Origin of the sequence: Aquimarina sp. AU474 (genome assembly GCF_900312815.1) — a bacterium.
GTDB lineage: Bacteria > Bacteroidota > Bacteroidia > Flavobacteriales > Flavobacteriaceae > Aquimarina.
Genome location: NZ_OMPE01000009.1, coordinates 71,404 through 94,515, shown reverse-complemented (window position 1 = coordinate 94,515; position 23,112 = coordinate 71,404). Strand labels below are relative to the sequence as shown.

Genomic DNA, 23,112 nt, shown 5'->3' with positions numbered 1-23,112 from the left:
CCTAAAAATATAAAAAGCATCCTAATTACAGTAATTAAGATGCTTTTTATATGGTGGATAAATTATTTTTAATTTATCTCAAAAGAAATTTTAAGGCTTACTCTAAACTCTGTTACATCATTGTCTTTAACTACAACACTTTGGTCTGATACCCATGCAGAACGAATATTCTTCACTGTTTTTCCAGCTTGTTTTACTGCTTTTCTTGTTGCATCTTCCCAGCTTGTTTCAGAATTTGCTAATACTTCAATTACTTTAATGATTGCCATTTTGTGATTTTTTTAGTTAAAATTTTAAAAGAATCTCTAAGATACGAGATACTTCAATTTATTTAAATAAAAATGACGAATATTTTAAGAGTATTTCCGATGTAATGAAATGTTTTTCGTTGAACTACCCATTTATAGCTTCAACAGATGCTACTTTGTCTTTTAGCATCTCTTTTAACATGTTTTCGATTCCATTTTTTAAAGTAAATGTAGAGGATGGACACCCACTACATGCACCTTGCAAAATAACCTTTACCGCTTTACTTTCTGGATCGTATGAATCAAAAAGGATATTACCCCCATCACTAGCAACTGCTGGTTTGATATATTCTTCTATAATATTTACAATATCTTTCGAGACATCATCTAATTTATCAAAATCTACATCTGCCTGTTTTTCTTTTTCACTCTTAGATACTGTAGCATTGGCTGATAATATTTCTTTTCCTTGTTCTAAATAGGTTTTTAAAAACTCTCTAATCTCTAAGGTGATATCATTCCAATCAGCCATATCATATTTTTGAATAGAGATATAGTTTTCATCTACGTATACCTCTTTTACAAACGGGAAATGAAAAAGTTCTTGAGCCAAAGGTGATTCCTTAGCATCATCAATATTTTTAAACTCATGCCCACTTGTCACTAACTTTTTGTTGGCAACAAATTTTATAACTGCAGGATTGGGAGTGCTTTCTGCATAAATAGTAATTGCAACTTTGTTAGAAGACTCAGTTTCGATTATTATAGGTTGGTCAGTATTTAAGTAGTTTTTGATTTGTTCTGCTACTTCTTTCTCGACATCTGCCCATTCTACAATATCATATTTATCTATGGCTACAAAATTTTGAGCAATAAATACCCTTTTTACAAAAGGAAGGTGAAACAACTGCTGTGCTAGAGGAGAGTTTTTGGCTTGATCAATATTCTCAAATTCATAACTTGTATGTTGTGTTAAAAAATAATTAGCCTCAAACTTTACAATACCAGGATTTGAAGTAGCTTCTATCTTTATCTCAAAATTCTTTTCCATGCTCTAATTTTTTGGCAAATTTACTAAAAAGCAATGCGATATCATTACTGTTTTGAATCTCGTAACACTTTTTAACGAATTTTACTTAAAAACTCTAAAATATTGGATTCTAGCAAAAATTTATATCTTTGGAACGATCATGTTTTATGATGTTATCGAAAATTAATAGTGAAGCCCCACAATATAAACTGTTTTTAATAGTTTAGATTAAATTCACAAAATCTGTTTGTCCCCATAAAAAATGACAGTACCTAAATGAACTTAAAAACAATTTATGTAGCATGTTTACTGTTTATTTCCCAATTGGTTATTTCGCAAGAGGGAATTCCAGTATTTGCCGATTATCTTTCTGATAATTTATATTTGGTACATCCAGCCATGGCTGGAGCTGCAAACGCCAATAAAATAAGACTAACTGCTAGAAAACAATGGTTTGATGTAGATAATGCACCCAATTTACAAACCATGAATATCAATTTTAGAGCAGGTGAAAAAACTGGTCTTGGAGCGGTGATTTACAGAGACGAAAACGGTCGGTTTTCTCAAACTGGAGTTTATTTAACTTTTGCCTACCACCTTTTATTCTCAAGAGATAGAACAGATTTAAATATGCTTTCTTTTGGAGCAAGTACAGGATTTATTCAATCTAATGTAGATCTACGAGGACTAGACGATATTTTTGATCCAGACCCTGTGATTTTGGATAGAGTACAAAAAGACTTTTATTATAATGTAGATATTGGGTTATCCTATAATTACTTAGAATGGTACGCCCATTTTACGATAAAGAATCTTTTACCTACAGTACGGGATATATTTGATAATAATACTCCTATTCGAGAATCAAATAATCAACGTAGATATATTTTCTCTCTAGGATATTTATTTAGTTTAGGTAATGGAGATGGAGAATGGGGTCTTGAACCTTCGCTATTGTATCAAGCAACAGATGAAACTCAAGAAAGTACTATCGACGGTAATGTAAAGGTATATAAAGACCTGGGAGAAGTAACTACTTTATGGGGAGGATTATCATATAGACGTAGTTTGGATGGAGCTGAGTTTTCTCAAGACGGAACCTCTGTCGAAAATCAACAATTGCAATATATTACCCCTTTTTTGGGTGTGAATTATAAAAAATGGATGGTTGGGTATACGTATAGCTATCAGTCTAATTCTATAGTGCTAAGCGATGGCGGATTTCATCAGATAACTTTGGGTTATGATTTTGGAAAACAAAAAGAACGTTGGAACTGTAAATGCCCAGCAGTAAATTCAAAGTAAGGTTCTTGTATTTGCCATAAAGTATTTTAGGACTATGAAGCTTAGATTTTAATGTTCATCACTCCATGCCACCGAAGAGATTTTCCATTTTCCATTAGCTTTTATGAATTGAATGGTTTTCATACCTATATTCTCAAAATGTACACCTTTTAAAGTACCTGATTTTTTGTAAAAACTAAATCGATGTGCAATATTTCTGTAGACCTCCGTTTTATGCGAAATTTCTCCTTCGATGAAATTGGTTAAAGTCCCGTCAATTAGCATTTGCTTTCTTGAATCGATGAAATTCTCTAAATCATAATATATAGGTAATCCAGATGTATTGTTTGTAATTATTCCGTTAGAAATGAACATGTTTTTGATTTCTCCAAGATTGGGTATGTTTCCTTCAACATTCGTGAAAAGGTTAAAAAAAGAAGAGGCTATCGTATTGATTTCATCTCTATCTTGTGTTGTAGTGTTTGGTGAAAAAAGAAGAACACTATCATTTTCTGATAAATCTAATGTTCTTTCAAAGTCCAATCCGATTTTATTCAATAGTTTAATTGAAGCATGATTATTGGGATCAGTAATGGCTATCACTTTCTTTAGATTTAAGCTGTTTTTTGCAAAATTCATTGTTGCATTAGCTATTTCATATCCATAACCTTGTCCCATATAATTAGGGAGCATTGCAAATCCAATATCGGTATGATCTAGTGTTGCTCTATTTACCAAACCACACATGCCGATTGGAGTTTGGGACTCTTTTATTGCAACTAACCAAAGGCCATATCCGTTTTCCTTATAGCTTTTTAGAGGTCCGTTTTTTAAGTAGTCTTTTGCGTCGTTATCCGTTCTTACTCCTTTATCTCCTATGAATTGCAACCAATTTTCTGAATTAACTAGTTTCAATATGAATTCGGAATCATGTAGATCGAATTCACGTAAAGAGAGCCTTTGTGTGTTTAGTATTGTTTTATGCTGCATATTTGATTGATGAATGATTTTTAATTTTTTGTAATTATGACCCTAAGTTGTTACTAAGAATTATGTGCCAGATAAAAGCGGCCCATACCCAAAGTATAAATACATAAACTATTCGGAGCGTTATTTTAGATATAATTGATTTAGAAAGATAGTGCCAAGCGAACCCTCCCAATACAAAACCAAAAGACCATGTCATTCCTGCTAGTATTACTGCTGGCCATACCCAATCCCCATGCCAATCATTAAGTGATGGATAAGAGATAAAAAGAAAAGAAACTGCATAGTATAATGCAATACCTAAAACTCCTATACTAACAAGACCTAAGACAAATGTTATTATAAAAGCAATAATAGAAAATTTTGTAGTGTAGGCTAATGATTTCCAAAATTTGATCATATTTTAAGTTTGATTATTTGATAAATTGGTTAAAACTTCAATTGCTTTTTTTGAATCTTTTTTATCTATAAAAATGTGATCATGATAGTATCCGGCGATAACATTACAACTAATATTATGTTTTGCCAAAGCTGTAGAAAATACAGCGGTCAAGCCTACCGCTTCTAAAGAAGAGTGAATCATTAATGTAATCCATGAAGTGATATATTCATAGGAATAATTTAATGCATCTGCTTTGTTTTTTTCTAATACCACGGTAGTTCCTTCCTTTTCTTTAAATTCAAATAGCGTAATTTCTCTATCAATTTTGTTCGTATCCTTAACGGTTATAAAAACATATTCTCCCGCATTGAGTCGAGGAGTCATTTCTTTTATTAATACTGCTAAATTTGTTTCTCCTGCCATTTTTTAAATTCCTAATGTTGGTAAATGCTTTATGGTATGATATGTTAGTGCAGCGGTAATACAGTTTTTTAATTCATTTTCTGGTATAGCATCCTCTAATTGAAAAATTATCGCCCTATTTCCTTCAAAAGTAAATGTATCTCTGTATACCATTTTGAATGTAGGAACTAATTTACTGGTACATTGAAAGTAAATAGCAAATTGATTAGGTTTTTTGGTTTTCCAATCGATTCTAATTGTACTGCCTTTTTTAACTAAAAAACTAGGTTCACCCCATTTTAGAGTTTCTTCTATAGTAGTAACCCCTTTAGTTTCATTGGCTGTCTGGATAATTAAATTACGAAGATGAGTTATTTTTTTTCTAACATGAGGAGGATACTTATCGAAAACGATCTCTACTTCAGGATTTGTTTTTATTTGCATGTTTTTCATCGCTTCTGCATCTCTTGTTTAAAGATATGTATTTGCAAGATACAAATAGTTGGTACTTGTCGAGTGTAGAGAATAACATTCAACATAATGTTTTTATACATTAAATCTTTCTTTTAACGCTTGTTTTACACGCTCTAAGCCTTCTAGGATATAAGTTTTGCGTTCACCTATTCCAATTCTGAAATGATAATCCATGCCGTAGCAATCACCTGCCAAAATGAACACGCTTTTTTCGGTACGTAACCAATTAGCTAACTCAGTAGAATTAATATCCAGATTGTACTTTATAAAAAGCATTCCACCTGCCTTAGGAGATGTATACTCAAACAAATCTCCGTATTGATCTAACCATGCTTTAACGGCAATTAAGTTTTCGTTTAACATGGTTCTGTTTCGAGTTAAGATTTCTTGTCTTTTTTCTGTTCTCAATGCAATTTCTCCGATATAATGGCTCATTATTCCAGCCGTAATAGAGGTGTAATCGTGGTATGCCCATGTATCTGCAATATGTTCTTTAGGACCGATAAGCCAACCCAAACGTAATCCAGGTAAAGCATATGCTTTTGAAAGACCACCGTTAACCATTACTTTGTCATACATACCAATAAAACTTTCAATGGTTTTTCCATTTAATTCGGCACCTCTATAAACCTCATCGCAGTATACCCATGCATCTACACTTTTTGCAATGGCAATAATTTCTTGTATTTCATCTTTTGTAAGTGTATATCCCGTTGGGTTGTTGGGGTTACAAAGAGCGATCATTTTTGTTTTTGGAGTAACTAAAGATTTTAATTCGTTCAAATCGGGTTTCCATTCATTATTTTCTTTTAAATGAAATGCCTTTGGAAAACACCCCATTTCTTCTGCAATACCCCAAATTTGCATATAATTTGGAACCATCATAACTACTTCATCTCCTTTCTCTAAAAGTGTATGGCAAGCAATAAAATTGGCTTCAGAAGAACCATTAGTGACTAATACATGTTCTTCGTTGGCATTTGTATACATTGCACTTATTCTTTTTCGTAATGGGATTGAACCATTAGTTTGCCCATAACCTAAGACCGTATTGGTGAGTGTATGTATTTGATCCTTATTTAATAATTGGTTTAAGGTATAAGGATGAAAACCACTTTCGGTTAAATTATAATCTACAGTGTTTTCGAATAATGACTGTACTCTTTCAAGTTCAAAAATTGGAATATTCATAATATATTGTTTTTAAATTTTGTGTAAACAGTTTCGGCAATCATTATGTCTTGCACAGCGACTCCTGTTAAATCGGCTACCGTAATTTGGTTATTGTTATTTCTTTGTAATGTTTTATTTTGGATGGCCGTGCCTAATTCTATACTCTTTTCGGGTAGTACTTTGTTATCCTTTACGGCACGATAAATTTCGCCTCTGCTTTTACTTTGAGGAATACTATCTGCAATGAGTAGATCTGATTTACGAAGTAAATCACTATCGAGTTCCTGTTTCTCAGAAGTATCAGAACCTACAGCTGTAATATGTGTTCCTGGTAAGATATCTTTAGAAAATAAAAGAGGTGTTGGCGAAGGAGTAGTAGTAACAATCAAATTTGAATTTGCTGCTACCTGTGCTGGAGTTTTTGCAATATGAATATTAAAATCATCGCTCAAATCTGATTTGAACTGTGTAGTGCTTTCTGATGTTCTTCCCCAAACCCAAACGCTCTTGCATGGATTGTATTTTTGAAGGTATTGTAATTGTAATTTTGCTTGAATGCCGGTTCCGATAATCCCAATCGAAGAAATGTTTTTTGGAGCAAAATATTTTGCAACCAAAGCACCAGCTGCAGCAGTACGAATATCGGTAAGATAACCTTCGTCTAACAAAATAGATATAGGTTGCCCTGTTTTTTGGCTAAATAGTAACATTAATCCTTGACTAGAAGAAATGCCTAGTTTTGGATTTTCGTAAAAACCTGATGCAATTTTAACAACATAATAGTCCTCACTTTTGATGTAGCCATATTTGATATGTGTTTCTCCCTTTGGAGCATCAAAAAGTAGTTCGCCAACAGGGGGCACTATTGCATTTCCGTTGCTATATGCTATAAACCCTTTTTCCATTGTTGCAACTAAATCGATATCCTTGATAATATGTTCGATTTCCTTTTTAAGAATAATAGTTACCATAATCGCATAATATTTCGGTTAGTAAATCGATATTTATTTTTTTTCCGGTAAGTACTAAGACTACATTTTTACCTTCATATTTTTTTGTAGTAAGTAGGGCAGAAACAGGTAAAGCACAAGCTGGTTCTATAATAGTTTGATGGTACTTTACGACAAAAGCCAAAGCCTTTTTTATATCTTCTTCTTGGATAAGTTCAAAATCAGACAGTAAGTTTTTACAAATTTCGAAGGTAATGGCATTAGCTTCTATTCCGCCAGCTGAAGCATCTGCGATTGTCTCCAAGATACTTGGGGGAACAATCTTTCCTTTTTGGATAGAATGATACATTTCGGCTGCATTAATGGGTTGGCAACCGATGACATTTGTAGTGTCATTTGAGTAATATGAGGCAATTCCAGATATTAATCCACCCCCTCCAATTGGTGTTAAAATAGTATCAACATTAGGGAGTTGCTCTTGGATTTCGAGTGCTATTGTTCCTTGCCCTTTTATAATTTCAATATCATTGTAAGGGTGGACCAAAATGCCACCAATTTCTTGAGTATAAGCTGTTGCCTTGGCCTCGGTCTCTATACTGTTTTTACCGTATAAATGTTTTTCTAGTGGATACTCATTCAATGCAGTAATTTTTACCGTGTTTGTTTTTTCAGGTAAGAATAAAATCCCTTTATATCCAAATTTTGAAGCAGCATATCCAAAAGCAGCTGCATGATTTCCGGTTGATGCTGCTACGAATGGTCTATTATAATCTTTTGGGTCGATAGCATATATTTTACTTAAAACACCACGTATTTTGAAAGAACCTGTACGTTGTAAATTTTCCATTTTTAAATACACATTTGCGCCAGAAATTTTGCTTAATTCTGAAGAGAATACCAAAGGCGTTTTATCAATATCATTTTTGATGATATTATAGGTGTTTTCAATGTCTTTTCTAGAAATCATTGCGTCGATGTTGGGAAATTTTGATCTATTTCTTGAATGGAAGCTGTGATAAGTTTTACAACGTTAATATAAAAGTCAGGATGAGTAAACTCAATATCATCTGTTGATTTATGGTAACCTGGATGGTCCTCTTCACTAAATGTAATGTTGGGTATATTTTTTTCAAAGAAAGGACCATTATCTGAGGAATGCATCCAATAATCTTTTGTTTTATCATTAGGGTCATCATGACCGTAAGAAACCATAAGCGAACTGTTTTTGGCAACATTTGCAATAGGCTTTTTAAATTGAGGAAAAGGGAAAGTACCCACTACGTATATTTCATTTTGAGGATTACGACTAATCATATCCATGTTGATGTTTAATTTAATATTTGCTAATGGGATATATGATTTGTTTACAAAATCCTTAGAACCATGAAGACCAAGTTCTTCGGCATCAAAAGCTGCAAAAATGATAGAATGTTCTGGTTGATTTTTTGTAAAATAATTGGCTAAATATAATAAAGCTGAAGTGCCAGAGGCATTATCATCGGCACCATTATAAATAGTGTTATTAACGATTCCTAAATGATCATAATGAGCACCAATAACAATATATTGATCTGGATAATTTTTACCTTTTACATATCCTACGATATTGATGCCTTGTCTTTCTTTTTTGGTTTTTTGATCTGTAAAAGTGAATGGGATAGTATAACGATCTGCTAGTTTTAATAAGTCAATATTATCGAAATATGTGTTTATTAAGTTTTGCGCTTCTTTGTTGTTACCACTACCACGACCTTTGAACATATCTGATGATAATGTTTGTTGAATTTCTAACAACTGCGTAAATTCATTATTAGTTGTTGTAACGACGTATTTTTTAATCTCGTTAGGGGTCATCCAATGTATATCTTCCGCAGGTGCAGCTTCTAGAGTATACCAATAAAAATCTACTGGGATATTCATTTCTTTATAATATTCGAGATACTTTTTATGTTCTTGATGATCTTTTGGGAAATCTAAAGCTACTTGATCTTCTCCGGACCAGGAATGAACACCTAATTTTGCGGTAGGATGTGTAGCTCTTTCTTTACCTGCCAAAAACATATCGGTTCCGCCAGAAGCTACCATACCATTTTTTGGAATATACGTATTGATATGATGTTTCCTAATCTCTTTTGAGGCAACAAGATTAACTTCGTCATCTATAGAACCTGGAACATTTTCCATCACTAAAGTGGTAATCATAGGATTCTTGGATAATACTTGTTTGAGATCCTCTAATGTATTTGTATAAATAACACCTTTCATGTAGATTGTATCTCTGTTTTTTTGATTGCCTTTGTAATAAAATGTGGCCACTTCTTCGCCCTCTATTCTCATTAAGATTTGTTGCCCAAAAGCAGTGCTATATAGCATTTTGGGAAAGAAAAAAACAAGTATCATCAAAATGATAATAGTGATTCCTAAAATTGCACCAATTTTTCTCATAATAGTATTGTGTTTATAGCTTATTGGAAATAAAAAACCTCCGTATACCAAATCAATTAAAATTGATTTAAGGTATACGGAGGTTCTCCGTAGAAATCTCACTTATTTTTCCAATTTCTTCCTTAAAGCTGAAAAATAAGTGTGTAATACGCGGATTACTAAATTTCAATAACACAAATATAGAAAAAATATTTACTGTAAATCAATACATTGTATTTGGATTTGCAGAATTTTTAGGAATTTGTTGTATTGAATCCCAATGCTCACATATTTTTCCGTTTTGATCAAATCTAAAAAAATCCATTGTCACATATTGGTCATTCCCGGGCCAAGTTTGGTGTGTATGCAGTGCCACAGTATTTCCTTCGGCAATACATCTAACAAATTCGATTGATTTATCAGGATACTCCTTCTGCATTCTTTCAAAATAGTCAATAAAACCTTGGGTTCCATCTGCTACATCAGGATTATGTTGTATATATTCATTACCCACATATTGAGCTATTGCAGTTTTAGGATTTCCTAAGTATGCTGTTTTATAAAACGCTATTGCATTTTCTTTGTTTTTTATTAAGTTCATATGTTTTTGTTTAATCGGGTTTAGCGTTTTAAAAGTATACTAATTACTTTGATTTTGTAAATAGTTTTATGTGGTAGTAGTATCTTGATTCAGTTGTTGCTCCATCACATATAAATCTAATCCTTGTCCCCAATAATTTTTTTCGATACTCATAAGTTGAAAACCAAATTTTTCAAAAAAAGCATAAGCTAATTGGGAGGTAGTTACTACTATTTTTTCAATTAATTGATTAGTTTTTAGTATTTCTAAACAATAGTCAATTGACTTTTTTCCTAATCCACGCCCAGCATAATTAGGATGAAAAAATACCCAAGTTATTCTTCCTGATTTATCAGTTTCTTTGATGTGATACCCCGTACCTCCAACAATTTTGTTATCATATTCAATTGTTAAGTATGTATCACTATGGTTTTGTAAATATTCTTTAAAATCAAGAACTTCTTTCGGATCAAAAAATTTTGGGATATTAAGATTAAAAACCTCAATCAATTGCTCTTTGTCAGATGTTTTATATGGCCTTATCATACCTGATATTCAGAATAGTAATTTTTTTACTTTTGATAATTTTAGGAGGGTAGTATGCCTCATATGTTATATGTCATTTTATCTTATAAAATACATTTTATCAATTTTGTCCCCATTAATTTTATAAAGGGCCACAGCACTAAAATTATCCCCATTTGCAGTTACAAATTCTTCATCGATTACCATATTGCCGATAACGATTCTGTTTTTTATTTCACAATGTAAATCTGGGGTTTGTGAAAAAAACCCAGAGAATATTTTTTGTAATTGCTCTTTCCCATCCATATTTAGTTTAGTAGGATAATCATATGCTTTTACTGTATCACTAAAGGTGTTTACAAAATCATCTATGTTCCTGGCATTATATGCTTCTAATTGTTCTTGAACTATTTTTTCGGCTTCAGGATGATCTTCGTTATGGGGGATAAAAGACATGCTAATAATTTTTCCGTTTTTCACTTCATAAATCGCAACCTGCTGTTTTTGTTTTCCATTGACTACAGCATTTTCTTGATCAATCACTTTGTTTCCCATTACAATACGTTTGGTAACGGTTACTTTTGATTGGTTATTAGCCAAAAACCGTTTATAATTTGATTTTAATGTTTCATTTCCTGTATATAGTGTATCACTAGGAAAGTTGCACACCACGACATTTTTTGAATAGCAAGAAGCAAAACCGTCAAGATCTGCTTTATTAAAAGTATCTACTTGTTTTTGAACGATGATGGCAGGAGATTCTTCAGAAACGATAGCCAAATGGTTACCATCTTTACTTACGGCGATTCGCGATATTTCATTGATTTCATCTTGAGTAAAACGATGTAATACACTCCAATCTTTATCATTTTTGGGATTAAATTTGGCGATAATTTTTCCAAGCCCAACTATCATAGTACCATCATTTAACCAAAACATATCTTCAATTTTTAATGGAACAGGTTTAATCTCTTGAATAGCTCCAGATATAGGATGGATAGATTTTATAACCCATGTATCTTTTTCTTTGCTTATAAAACTTACTACATCTGTATTTGGGATTTTATGTAAAGAACGGCCAACATTTTTGTGTAATGTATGATTGGTTTTATCCTTTAAATTAGAAACTACCAAATCCATTCTATTATCTACTAAGACAGATGAAATTATTATATGTTCATTATACCAGACATGATAACCTACTTTTAGATCTTCTAATAAGACACTGGATTTTTGTTTTTTTGAATCATATTGATATAACCGTTGTAATCCTGTTGTATCCAATCTAATAGCAGAAATTGCTTCTTTTCCAGGTATTTTAAGAGGCGAATATTCGCTTCCTGAGGTAGTATTTGTGATATAGGATATATTTCCTTCCTCTATATTATATTGTGCTATATCTGTTTGCCCCTCTCTAGTAGAAGAAAAAATTATTGTATTATCATCGTAAAACGAAGGTTGGTTGTCATAGCCTTTGTTGTTAGAAATGTTTTTAAGGTTGACGAGTTCAATTTTTTCATTGTTATTTTCAATGTCAAGAAGATATACCTCAGTATTAGATTGAGCAGATACAGAGTTGAAAGCTATTAAAAATAATAAGACGTATAATTTTTTCATTGAATACAGAATTTGTGTGTAACGTTTCATTAATCTAATGTATTTAAAATACTATTAGTAATCAGAATATATTTCTATTTTAGTATTTGTGTTATTCAAAAAAAAGAGATACTTCTTCTATTTTTTTCCGATCGAGTTTTGGTACAAAGGTTTGTTTTTTTGCGTATCCCACAGGGAATAATATATAAGCCCTTTCATTTGATGGTCTGCCTAGTAATTGAGCAAGAAAATTCATTGGACTGGGAGTATGTGTTAGTGTTACTAATCCAGCATTATGGATAGCAGAAATAAACATTCCGCAGGCAATCCCTACAGATTCATTTACATAGTAGTTATTATGTTTGGTACCATCTTGATCAAATTCGTATACTCTTTTAAAAGCTACAATAATCCAAGGTGCAGTCTCTATAAAAGGCTTATGCATATCTGTTCCCAAATGAGTTAAATCTTTTTTCCAACGGTCACTCATTCGGCTTTCATAACCTAATTTTTCTTCAACTTCTGCTGCGACTCTAATTTTGGATTTTAGTTTTGCATTTGATATGGCACAGAAGGTCCAAGGTTGTTTATGGGCGCCAGAAGGAGCCGTGGAGGCAGAGAGAATTAAATTTTCTATAATTTCTTTTGGAACAGGTTTATCAGAAAACTCTCTAACCGATCGACGCTTGTCTAACCAGTTATAAAAAGAAGCACTACGGCTTATCATTTCTTCTTCGGTATAGGTTTCTGGTTCATAACCTATATGTTCAAATCCGTTAACAACTATTTTTTCTTTGTTATACATAATTAATGTTTATAATCTTACTAATAGGCACTAGATTGTATAGACCCGTATTTTGTTTGTGGGTTTGTTTTAATTCGCATTTCAAAATGTTGTTTTAGTATATTTTTGTCGATTTTTTATAAAGCAACTTTTGGGGTAATTTTTTACTTCTTTTAAGGTTAAGTAATTTACAAAATAAAAAACAATAGCGATATGAATTAAAATTCATATCGCTATTAGCTCTATCCTTGATGCAGTAAAAAACTAATTTACTGGGGAATTAAGCAATTACTTCAGGTTTGTGTAAGCTTACTACTATAAACACAGCAGCGCCATTAATCCAATAGTAATATGCGTCGATCCCTTCAAAAGAAAAAATAAATGGAGCAATTAAAAATACTACTGCCACTAAAAAATCAACTGTTAAGTGGAATTTGTAGGGTACAACTCTGAAAGCGCCTAAATGATGATCGGTTAATAACGTTAAAATAAAAGCTGCAATCCCTGTAACCACAGATAACTGTAAAGCTATTGGATTTGAACTTCCCAAACCAATTAAGAAAGGAAGTATTATTAATGCAATGGCGACTGGATAATCTAAAAATGCGTGTATTCTCTTTGTAACAAATTTCATAATTTTAAATTTATAGATGATTATTTGGTTAACTAATTTTGAGTGTTACTCAATAAATGTTTACTAATTATTATGTTGCAAAGATGGGTTAGAGTTCACATTTTAATGCTACAAAAAAAGGACTAAGAGTTGTACTTTTTAAATTTGTAATGCACTCTAATTAATTTCTAAATAATGATGTAATAAAATGAAGGAATGGCGAGTAGAGGGTGTAGGCTTTAATTTATTCAAACCACATACAATTCTGGAAATCTTAAGGTTGTAGTATGAATTATCAATTCGAACAAGTTTTTTGTATTAAGGTATTACTTCTTGATTATTTTTAATTCGTAATCGATGCGGGCTTGTTTTTGGTATTCGTTCAATTATTTTTCTGGCTTCTAAGTCAAGTTTGACCGTCACAATATACCAAACTACTTTTCCGTCAAATGTATCTGTGAGTTTGTTAATTGCTAAATCTGTTAAATCTTCATATGAGATTTCTTGGCGATCTATTATTGTTGCTAGAATAAAAGATTTTATCTGATCGTATCTTCTTTTTAGAATGTTTACCCCTTGCTTTCCCTGTGGATGTAAAGTCATTATCTTTTCTTAAGTCTTCATACTAAGTTCTATTAAAAGGGGAACAAATAAACGACACAACAGCATATTTAGAATGACTATCATTATACCCAAAATCATTTATAAGTTAAATTAGGGCATTGAATATTAGTGTCTTATGAGGTGTAGTAAATATAATAAAAAAACGCAAGTGTAAACCACTTACGTCTCCATATCTGTTTTTAAATATTCTGTCACGAATCATTAAGATGTCACCTTTTTTTAATGTAGTTAATACTCAGTGCTTATTGATTACATCAATAATTACTTTTTTCAATTCTTCAGCAACTTCTGTTTTTTCGTGACTAAAAAAGAATACTAGAAATTTCTTCTGTTTTTTAAATATTGAATTATAAACAAAAAGCCCTTTCTCATTTGGATTTAAATAAACATGATAAGAAATACCTTTTCTACCATTGAACTTTACTTCTCCTTTTTTCTTAAACTTTATTTTTTTTGTTGAAATTTTACTGATCGGAAAAATCTGACTACCATTACTAGAAACTACTAAATCATCTCCGGATATTGAAAACCTATATTTTGTTTTACCAATACTAGAAGATAAAATAGTATTGATTTTTTCGATTTGTTTTCCTTCATCATACTCTTCTTGACCAAATGAAGTAATTGAACTTAATATAAGTACGGTTAAAATAATTATACGATTCATATTAATTTTTGATTTTTTAAATAGACACTATTGTCTTTGATCTTTGTATCTATGTTCACATAGTAGTAAAATGTTACCTATTACCATATTTTTAAAAGTTAAAACCTATGCTTTATCAATATTCTTTTTTCGGATTACTATCCTAGAGATAAATTATTTTTAAGTGCCTTGAAGACTACCGTTTTTTGATCTTTAATAATTCTTTATACGTTAAGCATCGCCAAACCCATTCCAAAGGCCCATATTGGTAATATGTTAACCAAATTTTGCTTATAATTACCTGAAAAATAAAAACTACAATAGCGGTTAGCAAAGTCGCAGAAGGGCTTAGTGTTTCATAAAGCTTAAAGCCAATAGAAGAAAATAAAACTAAACCGATAAGACTCTGCATAATGTAGTTCGTTAGAGCCATTCTACCTGCATATTTAAGAGGAGACAAAACAGCTTTAAATTTTGAGTTATACCAAAGCCAACCGATCAACCATAAATAAAATAATCCCATTGCAGTATCCGAAAGAATCATTAATTTGATAAATATTGATCTAAAAGTATCCGTAGAATATATTTCATACTTTGGAATTACAAATAAAAATAAAACTCTATATATATTGGTTGCTATAGCAATGATTAATACTGGTTTTTTAATTTTTTGAATAAATATATCCAACGAATTATAAATTTTGTTTTTACCAAGATAAAGCCCAAGTAGAAACATTGAGATAGCTATTGGCGCCAAAAAACCAAATAACATAGGTATGTTGGAAAGGTACTCTAACAATCTAAGTTGTATGCCATCTAGATAACTTCCATTTGTTATGACTTGATTGATTGTCTCTCCTGTATGAGTACTCAAATAAATTTCGGGCTTATAATTTAAAAGATTGAATGTGTATTCTAGAAGTTGATCGTAAAAAGGAAAGAAGAAGAAAATTATGGACAGAGATAGAATTAGTTGGTTTGATTTTTTTATCATCAAGGTAGTTAAGAGTCCCAGTATTGCATAAAGATTTAGGACATCTCCAGACCATAAAAATACAATATGAAAAACTCCAAAAAGAAACAGTATCAACATACGCCTTGCAAAAAATGAAAATGAAAGGTTATTTTTATTAAGCATTTTTAATGCTTGCATAGAAATCCCTAAACCAAAAAGTAAAGAGAAGATAGGAAAGAACTTGGTGTAAAAGAAAAGTTGTAATATTTTTTGAGAAATCTGGTCTATATTTGAAGTCCATTGCTTTGCAAATTCATCTTGATTAAGAAATGTTGAATGCATGATTACAATATTGACAACAAAAATTCCAAGAATTGCAAACCCACGGAAGACATCTAATACATCAATTCGTTTTTTGCCTTTAATTGGTTGTTTATTCAATGTATGGTTTTTTTATTCCCGAGGGTAGTTTATATGATGTAAGCTAAATTATTACTAAAGTATTTAAATTGGCATTTGGCAAATATAAATATTTAGCACGGGCAGTAAATCTCTTATTTTGTATTAAAAAATGATTTTGGTTTTGGGTAATTCATTCTTGATTCTGAGTTTTTCTTGTTCAGAAAATTGATTATTGCTTAACTCTAGTAGTTTTAGATTTGAAAAACCAATCAAATGATCTGGTAAACGTTCTAGTTTATTATTCCTAAGCAATAGAACCTTTACATTAGGAATACTTTGTAAATGATTTCCTAAGTGTTTTAAAGAAATATTAGGATTATTATCAAGGACAAATCCTTCAATTTGTTTTAATGAAGTTACATTTTTAGGTAATGCAGTTAATGTATTGTTCGACAAGACCAAAATTCGTAAGTTTTGGATTTTGGAAAGAACAAAAAATGCTTGCTTAAAATTTAATTCTGGATTATTATCTAAATGAAGTTCTTTTAATTTACTAATATTTGATAGCTCTTCTGGGAGTTCGGTGAGTTCATTATTACTCAGGTAAATGAAATCTAAATTTTCAATTTGGGATAAAACCTCACTCGTTTGTTTCATGTCCAGTTTTGGGTTATTGGCCAAGTCGATTTCTCTAAGTTTTGGTAATTGAACGCATACTTCGGGTAGTTTTTCGAAGTCGTTATTACGTAAATTAAGAACTTTTAATTGGGTAAGTTTTTGCATTTCCTTTCCAAGGAAACTTATATTGTTTCCTTGTAGATTTAATAAGGTTAATCTTTGTAAATTTGAAATCCCAGAGGGAATTCCCTTTAATTCACATCCAGTTATATATAGTAATTCTAGGTTTTTTAGATTATCAGTTTGTTTAGATAAATGAGTTACTTCTTTGCAAGGTAATTCTAACCACTTTATTTCTTCTTGACTATTGAGAGCGTCTCGAAGTGATGAATGCTTTTTATTTTGACTGATGCATATGATAGGAAATAATAGAAATAGTAAGAATTTAAACAATTTCATGTTTTTCAAATTTTATATATAGCGTTTATGTTTAAATTGTGGCAAGGTAATTTACAAAATATAAAAGATAGATTATGATACCAGAACATATAGTCAACCGAAAAGGCGCTAGAAGTTTAAAAGATATTAATGCAGAAGTTATTGAGTATCTTAATAAAGGTATAATTGAAACTAAAAATCTAATGGAGTGGTTAGCCACTGATCAATTAGTTTTATTAAAAATAATACTCAAAGAAATTGATAAAAACGAATGGTTTTCTGATTTTGAAATAGCCGTAAATGCACAAAAAAAACCAACATCGAATAGTAACACCAAAATTATAGGAGAAACTTTTGGTTTGCTTACCACCGATGCCACTATTTATAATACCTTAAAAACACATACCTCAGATATAGTTCGCTGTTGGTCCTGTTGGGCTCAAAGCACACAACAAGATACTGTTCCTGACTTGTTAAATGTAATGAAACCTTATATTGCCGATACACATTTTGGTGTTCGCGAAGTTGTGATTTTTGCAAGTAAAGAACGAATGATCGAGGATTTAGACACAGCGATACTTATATTATCAAAGTGGACTGGCGATGTTGATGAAAATATACGACGTTATGTTGTAGAAGCTTTAAGACCTGTAGGGGTATGGACAAAAAAGATATCTGCTTTTCAAGATGACCCATCAAAAGGTTTACAGCTTATAACACCGCTAAAATCAGATGCATCTAAATATGTTCGAGATTCGGTTGGTAATTGGCTTAATGATGCCAGTAAATCACAACCAGAATGGGTGCAATCTGTTTGTAATAAGTGGAAAAACGAATCACCAACAAAAGAGACTACTTATATTATTAAAAGGGCGATGCGTACAATCAATAAATAACTTTATTCTTTGACTTAATAGGGTATTTAAATATCATTATTAATTGTTTTTATTTCAGAAATTACCCTTTCTATGGCTTCATCTCCATCCTTTAGATCTTCATAAAGGTATTCATAAAATTCTTTGGAATCTTTGGGATAGTTTAATGTGTGATCTGGTTCGATACCCACATTTTCATAACTAATACCGGCCATAGTTTCATAAATCATATTGGATAATCCGTAAGTCCATCCATTGGGTAATTTTTTTCTAAGAATGTCAGAAAAAACACCTTCTGTTGTAGAGCCAATAGTTTTTACATTCGACAATTTTTTTGCACCCAAAACAAATACTTCAGCTGCACTTGCAGTTTGGTGACTGGTTAAAACATATGTTTTTCCATTAAATGTGTTTTTGGATGGATACAATGACATTATCTGTTTTTCGGTAAATCCATTACCTAAACGCACTTTTTTTGTTGCAAAGTCAGTATTAGTAGATACGAAATGATTTAAAATTTCAACAGATGCATCATCAAAACCACCACCATTAAATCGTAAGTCAATAATAAATGCTTTTACATCACCAATATCATCAATAATTGAATCCATCATCAAACGAGTACCTTCTCTTACATCATCATGATAGTTTTTTGCTTCATTTAGATTGCCCCACCATTTATCCCAGAATTTTTTATTCGATAAACTATCCGGAATATTATAATGAGCCATGGCTACCATATTTTGTATTTGTAGATAACCGATATCATTATTTATTTTCCCATAGGTGAGAGAGCCTTTATTAAAGCTTTTTGGTTCTTCTAGGTATTGTTCAATAATGTTCGATTTAACCTTGTTTTCTAATGCACCATTGTTTTCATTTTGATTTTCAGAGGCTACATTGTTTTTTGCCGACTTGTAGTCTTCCTTTAAATCATCTGGGACATCAATAGAGATATGAGAATCGTTTATTTCTTCTAGCATTTTCTCAAATATTAGATATAATTCTATAGGTTTTGTTCCAGAATCGATTTGTGGTTCGTATTTTTTATAAAGAGTCTCCCAATTCACGTTCCTCTCTTTGAAATAACAATACTGTTCATTAAAAGTAGTCCACAAAACTTCAAAATTATATTTTGGATCGTTTGCTAAATTGACATTTATCTTTTGATTAAAATCCTTGTTACTTCGATAAAGTTTAAAGATTTTTACTCCATCTTTTAAAAGTATGGTGTCTTTTGATAGTGTATCGATTGTGTAATAATCAAAATACTCTTTTGAGTTATTATCTGATAGAGAAACATTACCAGCAGACGAAATATGGTAGCTTTTAATTATGCTATCACTGATCGTAATAGCTTTGCCAAATCCATTATATTCCCAATTTCCATTCAGACTAATTTTTTGAGGTTCGAGGAGTTTCTTTTTATTTTGTTGACAAGAAATTATGAAGAAAGAAATAAAGAAAATTAAGATTAATTTATTCATAAGATTTTTCGTTTTTCAATGGACGATGTTTATGGTTAACCTTGGTTGTTTTTTCTCAGTTTTAATTCTTTATTAATTCCCTTAATTTTTGCATAATTAATAGGAATCATAGCGCTTAAAGAAATTGCAACCGCCATCAGAGCAATAAATACTGTATTATCTTCTTTGGTTAATACCCCATATATAGTTATCGCAAATAATAATGAAAGAACTACAACTAATGCTCCTGTTATTACTTTAAGCCCTTTTAACTCTGAGTTTAATCTCTCATTAGTTTTACTTTTTAAATCGTCTTTTTCCATTATTATTTTTCAATTACTTTTGTTCCAATTAATTTATCGTACAACGATTGTCCATTTGTATTGAACACTATACTTATCATATAGATTGAGAATAATAAAATTCCAACAATAGTCAATATTCTAATATCAGGTTCATTTTCGAAATATATAGGAGTAGGAAATATTACGCCTAGGTGCGCTATTTCCCAAGGAGCTAATTTTAAAATAGTCCTTTGAAAAGATTTACTTAAACTCATCGTTTTATTTTCTTGATCACGAACGGAAAGTTTCAATATTCTTTTTCCGAAAGTTCCTTTTGTCTTGTTACTATCAAAATAAACAAAATACGCCCAAACAGGAATTGAAATTGAAATTAGAACATACAATTCCATATTGAGACTGCTTTTAAACCATTCTTCGGTTATTCCTAATGATTCTCTAATGTTACTTAAAATAGCCCATTGTATGACTAACATTACCAAAGAATAGCATATAATACAGTCAATTAAGTATGCTGTCATTCTTTTTAAAAAGTGCTTCATAGTTTGATATGATTACTAACAATAGTTTTGTAGGTGATAAAAGTAAAAGGTTTAGAAATTATACTTTTTAGATTAGCCGAAAGATAATGAAAAAGCGCAAACAAAAGGTTTGCGCTCATTTTATATAAATTGAAATTACACAAGATAAACTAACTTTAAGGAGATTGTTTAACTATGTTGTTTAATAGGAATATTCCAAGCTCCTACAATTGCGGCTTTTTGGGCATACTCTTTAAAACTAATTGGTTTTTTGTTGAGTATTTTTTCGATATCATTGGTAATCTCTGAATTATTAGGGTTGCCCAAAACTTCAGTAAATAAATACTCAATAAGCCATATAAAATCTTCGGGAAGATCTATTCTTCTCATACCTTCAATATATTCTTGAATGCTTATAGGTACAAAAGTTATAGCACGATTAGTGACTTCTGCAATGATAGTAACCGCTTGTTTAAATGTAATTGTTTCGGGACCGGTAAGTTCATAGATTTTCCCATTATGTTCATTTCCCAAAAGCGCTCTTACGGCTACTTGTGCAATATCATTTGTGTCTACAAAAGGGATTTGTACTTCGGCTTGTGGGAGCGCAACAAAACCATCTAAAATTGAATCTAGCAAAAAGTTTTCACTAAAATTTTGGTTGAACCAGCTAGCTCTTACAATCGTGTAATCAATTCCAGAATGAATGACCACCTGCTCGCATAATTGAGCTTCTTTTTCACCTTTGCCAGAAAGGAGTACTAATTTTTTGACAGCAGCTTTTTGGGCTTCTTTGGTTAATCGTTCGATAGCATCCAATGCTCCAGGAACTGCTAGATCGGGTTGATATGTAATGTAAACCTTGTCCATGCCAACTAGGGAGTGCGACCAGTTTTCGGGTTGATGCCAATCAAATGATGGCTTAGCAGATCTGGACCCTATATGTACATTATGATTTGTTTTACCAAGGAGGTCGACAATTTTTCTTCCTGTCTTTCCAGTTCCTCCAAGTACTAAAATGTTTTCTGATTTCATTTTTATTTATGTTTTAGTTAATAGTATTTATTGTGCTTCAAAGAATTGAAGCTTTTGAGTTTTATCTTTTTGAAAAAGTATGATCGTTAGTTAATTGTTATTTTGAAAAAATTAATCCATTTAAGAGTAATGCAAATGCTGTAAAGGAGGTAATTGTTCGATATGTGTGCCAGCGGTTCCAGGGTTTTTCGAAAATTTCACGTAAATCTTTTAACTCTATTGCAGTGAGTGTTTCAAGAGATATAGGATCCAAGATTTCGTTGAGGGGAATATTCTTAACTACTGTAATCAAACCTACACCAACAAAAAAGATAATAGCCGCTATTAGATATGACCAAAATGTGATGGAATTAGTTGTTCTAAAAAAATAAGTGTTTAGAAAAAGTAATAGGATGGGGCTAAAAAATACGATTAAAAAACTAGGATTGATAATGACCCGATTCATTGCTTGAAATGATTGTAAAAATGCAAGATCATTCAATCTTCCTATACCAGGTGTTATAGAATTTGACCAAGTGAAACATAAACCAGCGGTTAGACCTGTACACAAGATACTCGTAAAAAGCACCCAAGATTTAATTGAGAGTTCCATAGTGTATAATTTTGATGGAAATAATCCCTATTCATAATTATGAATTTTACTAGGGAAGTTATCCATTTATAAAGTTTATAATTTGATGAAACAAAGGTGCGGTATAGTAACCCGAATCATTTATTCGAGAAGAAGTTCGATTTGTTCGAAAAGTGCGTTATTTGATTTGGCTAGGCCTGTACCCAAATTTTTTTGCGAAAGCATTAGAGAAAGAACTAAGGCTATCGTAGCCTACTTGCCAAGCTGCTTCTTGTACAGTAGCTTCTTTTTCGCGTATTAGTTTGTGTGCCGATGATAATCGCTCATTCTGAAGGTATTTGAATACAGGAACCCCGAAAACAGCTTTAAATTCTTTTTTTAATTTGGTTGTGTTAAGACCAATTTGTTTAGAAAGTTCGGTAAGAGAAGGAGGGTTTTCTAAGTTAGCTAATAAGATTTCCTTGACTTCGTTAAGTTTGTCTCTATGATGAGGTTTTGTATCGGTATCATGTAATATAGCTAATTGCCCAAAAAAATGAGAAAGTAAAGCTGTAATTTGACTACGAAAAAACATCATCTTAGTCTTTCCAGAATATTGGTTTGCAAAAATAGCATCAACAATGCGTACCATCTCTGGGGTCATAAAGAAACTAGCCCCTTCTACATAGTGATCTTTTGGGTTGACTAATTCTTTAAGTAAATCCTTAAAAATTTCTCCTTCCTGATTGGGTAATTGATTAAGGTTTCGCAATGCAGTAGCTACTACAATACATTCTAGGTTTTTGTTTGGCGAAACGGTATGTTCAAATTCTACCTTTTCATTAGCATAAAACGAGAGTGCAAGTCCTTTGGTGTAATGAAACTTTTTCTTTTTTTGATCATACTTAACCGCTAAATCTACATTTCCAGAACCATAAAAAGCTATAGCAATCAACGGTTCTTCAAAGCAACAAGCATCAATTTCGGGAGTAGTTGCACTAGCTTCTTCTACCAAAATGATAAAGTCATTGATATGGATAAAATCTCGAGTCATAAAACACGGTTGTGTTAATAGATTACACTTTTGTAATGATTTTCAAAATTAATAATCTAATACCTGAAAAATGTAAGGTACAAAAAGATACTACATTTTTGATGTAAGGCAGAACCGATTTGAAATTTAATATAACTTATACGTACTTGTTAATTTTTATAGTTGAACTCTGTA

Annotated in this window: 27 protein-coding genes; 2 read left to right on the top strand and 25 right to left on the bottom strand. The window is 31.4% G+C overall.

Annotation, left to right across the window (positions count from 1 at the left end; translation table 11 throughout):
• Nucleotides 1-68: 68 nt before the first annotated feature.
• Nucleotides 69-269, bottom strand: a complete 201-nt coding sequence (locus tag DK508_RS14205; RefSeq protein ID WP_109301459.1) for a dodecin family protein — start codon at nt 267-269, stop codon at nt 69-71.
• A gap of 124 nt (nt 270-393) precedes the next feature.
• Nucleotides 394-1,299 carry a NifU family protein gene (locus tag DK508_RS14200; RefSeq protein ID WP_109301458.1) on the bottom strand — a complete coding sequence of 302 codons (906 nt, stop codon included), beginning with the start codon at nt 1,297-1,299 and terminating at the stop codon, nt 394-396.
• Nucleotides 1,300-1,554: 255 nt separating this feature from the next.
• Here DK508_RS14200 and DK508_RS14195 point away from each other — a divergent pair, with 255 nt between their 5' ends.
• On the top strand, nt 1,555-2,583 hold the full coding sequence (locus tag DK508_RS14195; protein WP_109301457.1) for a type IX secretion system membrane protein PorP/SprF: 1,029 nt from the start codon (nt 1,555-1,557) through the stop codon (nt 2,581-2,583).
• A gap of 48 nt (nt 2,584-2,631) precedes the next feature.
• Here the strand turns inward: DK508_RS14195 and DK508_RS14190 are convergent, their stop codons facing one another.
• From DK508_RS14190 to DK508_RS14110, 17 genes are all read right to left on the bottom strand, one after another.
• Nucleotides 2,632-3,552 (bottom strand): GNAT family N-acetyltransferase, encoded by a 921-nt coding sequence (locus DK508_RS14190; protein ID WP_109301456.1) that lies wholly within the window; start codon nt 3,550-3,552, stop codon nt 2,632-2,634.
• A 34-nt stretch (nt 3,553-3,586) separates the two neighbouring features.
• Nucleotides 3,587-3,949 carry a hypothetical protein gene (locus DK508_RS14185; protein WP_109301455.1) on the bottom strand — a complete coding sequence of 121 codons (363 nt, stop codon included), beginning with the start codon at nt 3,947-3,949 and terminating at the stop codon, nt 3,587-3,589.
• A 3-nt stretch (nt 3,950-3,952) separates the two neighbouring features.
• The gene (locus tag DK508_RS14180; RefSeq protein WP_109301454.1) at nt 3,953-4,354 is read right to left on the bottom strand and encodes an ACT domain-containing protein; all 402 of its coding nucleotides are present in this window, start codon (nt 4,352-4,354) and stop codon (nt 3,953-3,955) included.
• Between the two features lie 3 nt (nt 4,355-4,357).
• Entirely contained in the window at nt 4,358-4,777 is a 420-nt protein-coding gene (locus DK508_RS14175) for a DUF1801 domain-containing protein (protein WP_235016413.1), read from the bottom strand.
• A gap of 102 nt (nt 4,778-4,879) precedes the next feature.
• Nucleotides 4,880-5,998, bottom strand: coding sequence for an aminotransferase class I/II-fold pyridoxal phosphate-dependent enzyme (locus DK508_RS14170; protein ID WP_109301452.1), 1,119 nt, complete (start codon nt 5,996-5,998; stop codon nt 4,880-4,882).
• Nucleotides 5,995-6,951, bottom strand: a complete 957-nt coding sequence (locus tag DK508_RS14165; RefSeq protein ID WP_109301451.1) for an ornithine cyclodeaminase family protein — start codon at nt 6,949-6,951, stop codon at nt 5,995-5,997. Before DK508_RS14165 ends, DK508_RS14170 begins: the two co-directional genes overlap by 4 nt.
• Nucleotides 6,932-7,897, bottom strand: a complete 966-nt coding sequence (locus DK508_RS14160) for a pyridoxal-phosphate dependent enzyme (protein WP_109301450.1) — start codon at nt 7,895-7,897, stop codon at nt 6,932-6,934. Before DK508_RS14160 ends, DK508_RS14165 begins: the two co-directional genes overlap by 20 nt.
• Nucleotides 7,894-9,375, bottom strand: coding sequence for a M28 family peptidase (locus DK508_RS14155; protein WP_109301449.1), 1,482 nt, complete (start codon nt 9,373-9,375; stop codon nt 7,894-7,896). Before DK508_RS14155 ends, DK508_RS14160 begins: the two co-directional genes overlap by 4 nt.
• A 202-nt stretch (nt 9,376-9,577) precedes the next feature.
• A complete protein-coding gene (locus tag DK508_RS14150; RefSeq protein ID WP_109301448.1) occupies nt 9,578-9,955 on the bottom strand; it encodes a nuclear transport factor 2 family protein in 378 nt (125 codons plus the stop codon).
• 66 nt (nt 9,956-10,021) lie between these two features.
• Nucleotides 10,022-10,480 (bottom strand): GNAT family N-acetyltransferase, encoded by a 459-nt coding sequence (locus tag DK508_RS14145; RefSeq protein WP_109301447.1) that lies wholly within the window; start codon nt 10,478-10,480, stop codon nt 10,022-10,024.
• A 78-nt stretch (nt 10,481-10,558) separates the two neighbouring features.
• Nucleotides 10,559-12,076 carry a nuclear transport factor 2 family protein gene (locus DK508_RS14140; RefSeq protein WP_109302723.1) on the bottom strand — a complete coding sequence of 506 codons (1,518 nt, stop codon included), beginning with the start codon at nt 12,074-12,076 and terminating at the stop codon, nt 10,559-10,561.
• Nucleotides 12,077-12,167: 91 nt separating this feature from the next.
• Nucleotides 12,168-12,860, bottom strand: coding sequence for a nitroreductase family protein (locus DK508_RS14135; RefSeq protein ID WP_109301446.1), 693 nt, complete (start codon nt 12,858-12,860; stop codon nt 12,168-12,170).
• Nucleotides 12,861-13,119: 259 nt separating this feature from the next.
• Nucleotides 13,120-13,473: a hypothetical protein gene (locus tag DK508_RS14130; RefSeq protein ID WP_109301445.1), complete on the bottom strand. Its 354-nt coding sequence runs from the start codon at nt 13,471-13,473 to the stop codon at nt 13,120-13,122.
• 297 nt (nt 13,474-13,770) lie between these two features.
• Nucleotides 13,771-14,055 (bottom strand): hypothetical protein, encoded by a 285-nt coding sequence (locus DK508_RS14125; protein ID WP_109301444.1) that lies wholly within the window; start codon nt 14,053-14,055, stop codon nt 13,771-13,773.
• Between the two features lie 256 nt (nt 14,056-14,311).
• Nucleotides 14,312-14,743, bottom strand: a complete 432-nt coding sequence (locus tag DK508_RS14120) for a hypothetical protein (RefSeq protein ID WP_109301443.1) — start codon at nt 14,741-14,743, stop codon at nt 14,312-14,314.
• A gap of 175 nt (nt 14,744-14,918) precedes the next feature.
• On the bottom strand, nt 14,919-16,118 hold the full coding sequence (locus DK508_RS14115) for a DUF418 domain-containing protein (RefSeq protein ID WP_109301442.1): 1,200 nt from the start codon (nt 16,116-16,118) through the stop codon (nt 14,919-14,921).
• A 123-nt stretch (nt 16,119-16,241) separates the two neighbouring features.
• Nucleotides 16,242-17,156 (bottom strand): leucine-rich repeat domain-containing protein, encoded by a 915-nt coding sequence (locus DK508_RS14110; protein WP_109301441.1) that lies wholly within the window; start codon nt 17,154-17,156, stop codon nt 16,242-16,244.
• Nucleotides 17,157-17,230: 74 nt separating this feature from the next.
• On the opposite strand from DK508_RS14110, the gene DK508_RS14105 reads away from it, so the two are divergent.
• Nucleotides 17,231-18,031 carry a DNA alkylation repair protein gene (locus DK508_RS14105; protein WP_109301440.1) on the top strand — a complete coding sequence of 267 codons (801 nt, stop codon included), beginning with the start codon at nt 17,231-17,233 and terminating at the stop codon, nt 18,029-18,031.
• Between the two features lie 26 nt (nt 18,032-18,057).
• Here the strand turns inward: DK508_RS14105 and DK508_RS14100 are convergent, their stop codons facing one another.
• The 6 genes from DK508_RS14100 to DK508_RS14075 form a co-directional block, all read right to left on the bottom strand.
• Entirely contained in the window at nt 18,058-19,497 is a 1,440-nt protein-coding gene (locus tag DK508_RS14100) for a S41 family peptidase (protein ID WP_109301439.1), read from the bottom strand.
• Between the two features lie 35 nt (nt 19,498-19,532).
• Entirely contained in the window at nt 19,533-19,799 is a 267-nt protein-coding gene (locus tag DK508_RS14095; RefSeq protein WP_109301438.1) for a hypothetical protein, read from the bottom strand.
• A gap of 2 nt (nt 19,800-19,801) precedes the next feature.
• Complete coding sequence (locus DK508_RS14090; protein WP_160114719.1) at nt 19,802-20,299, bottom strand: RDD family protein; 498 nt, start codon at nt 20,297-20,299, stop codon at nt 19,802-19,804.
• Nucleotides 20,300-20,488: 189 nt separating this feature from the next.
• On the bottom strand, nt 20,489-21,334 hold the full coding sequence (locus DK508_RS14085) for an NmrA family NAD(P)-binding protein (RefSeq protein WP_109301436.1): 846 nt from the start codon (nt 21,332-21,334) through the stop codon (nt 20,489-20,491).
• Nucleotides 21,335-21,431: 97 nt separating this feature from the next.
• Nucleotides 21,432-21,926, bottom strand: a complete 495-nt coding sequence (locus DK508_RS14080) for a DUF1772 domain-containing protein (RefSeq protein ID WP_109301435.1) — start codon at nt 21,924-21,926, stop codon at nt 21,432-21,434.
• A gap of 157 nt (nt 21,927-22,083) precedes the next feature.
• Complete coding sequence (locus DK508_RS14075; protein ID WP_109301434.1) at nt 22,084-22,938, bottom strand: helix-turn-helix transcriptional regulator; 855 nt, start codon at nt 22,936-22,938, stop codon at nt 22,084-22,086.
• Nucleotides 22,939-23,112 lie beyond the last annotated feature (174 nt).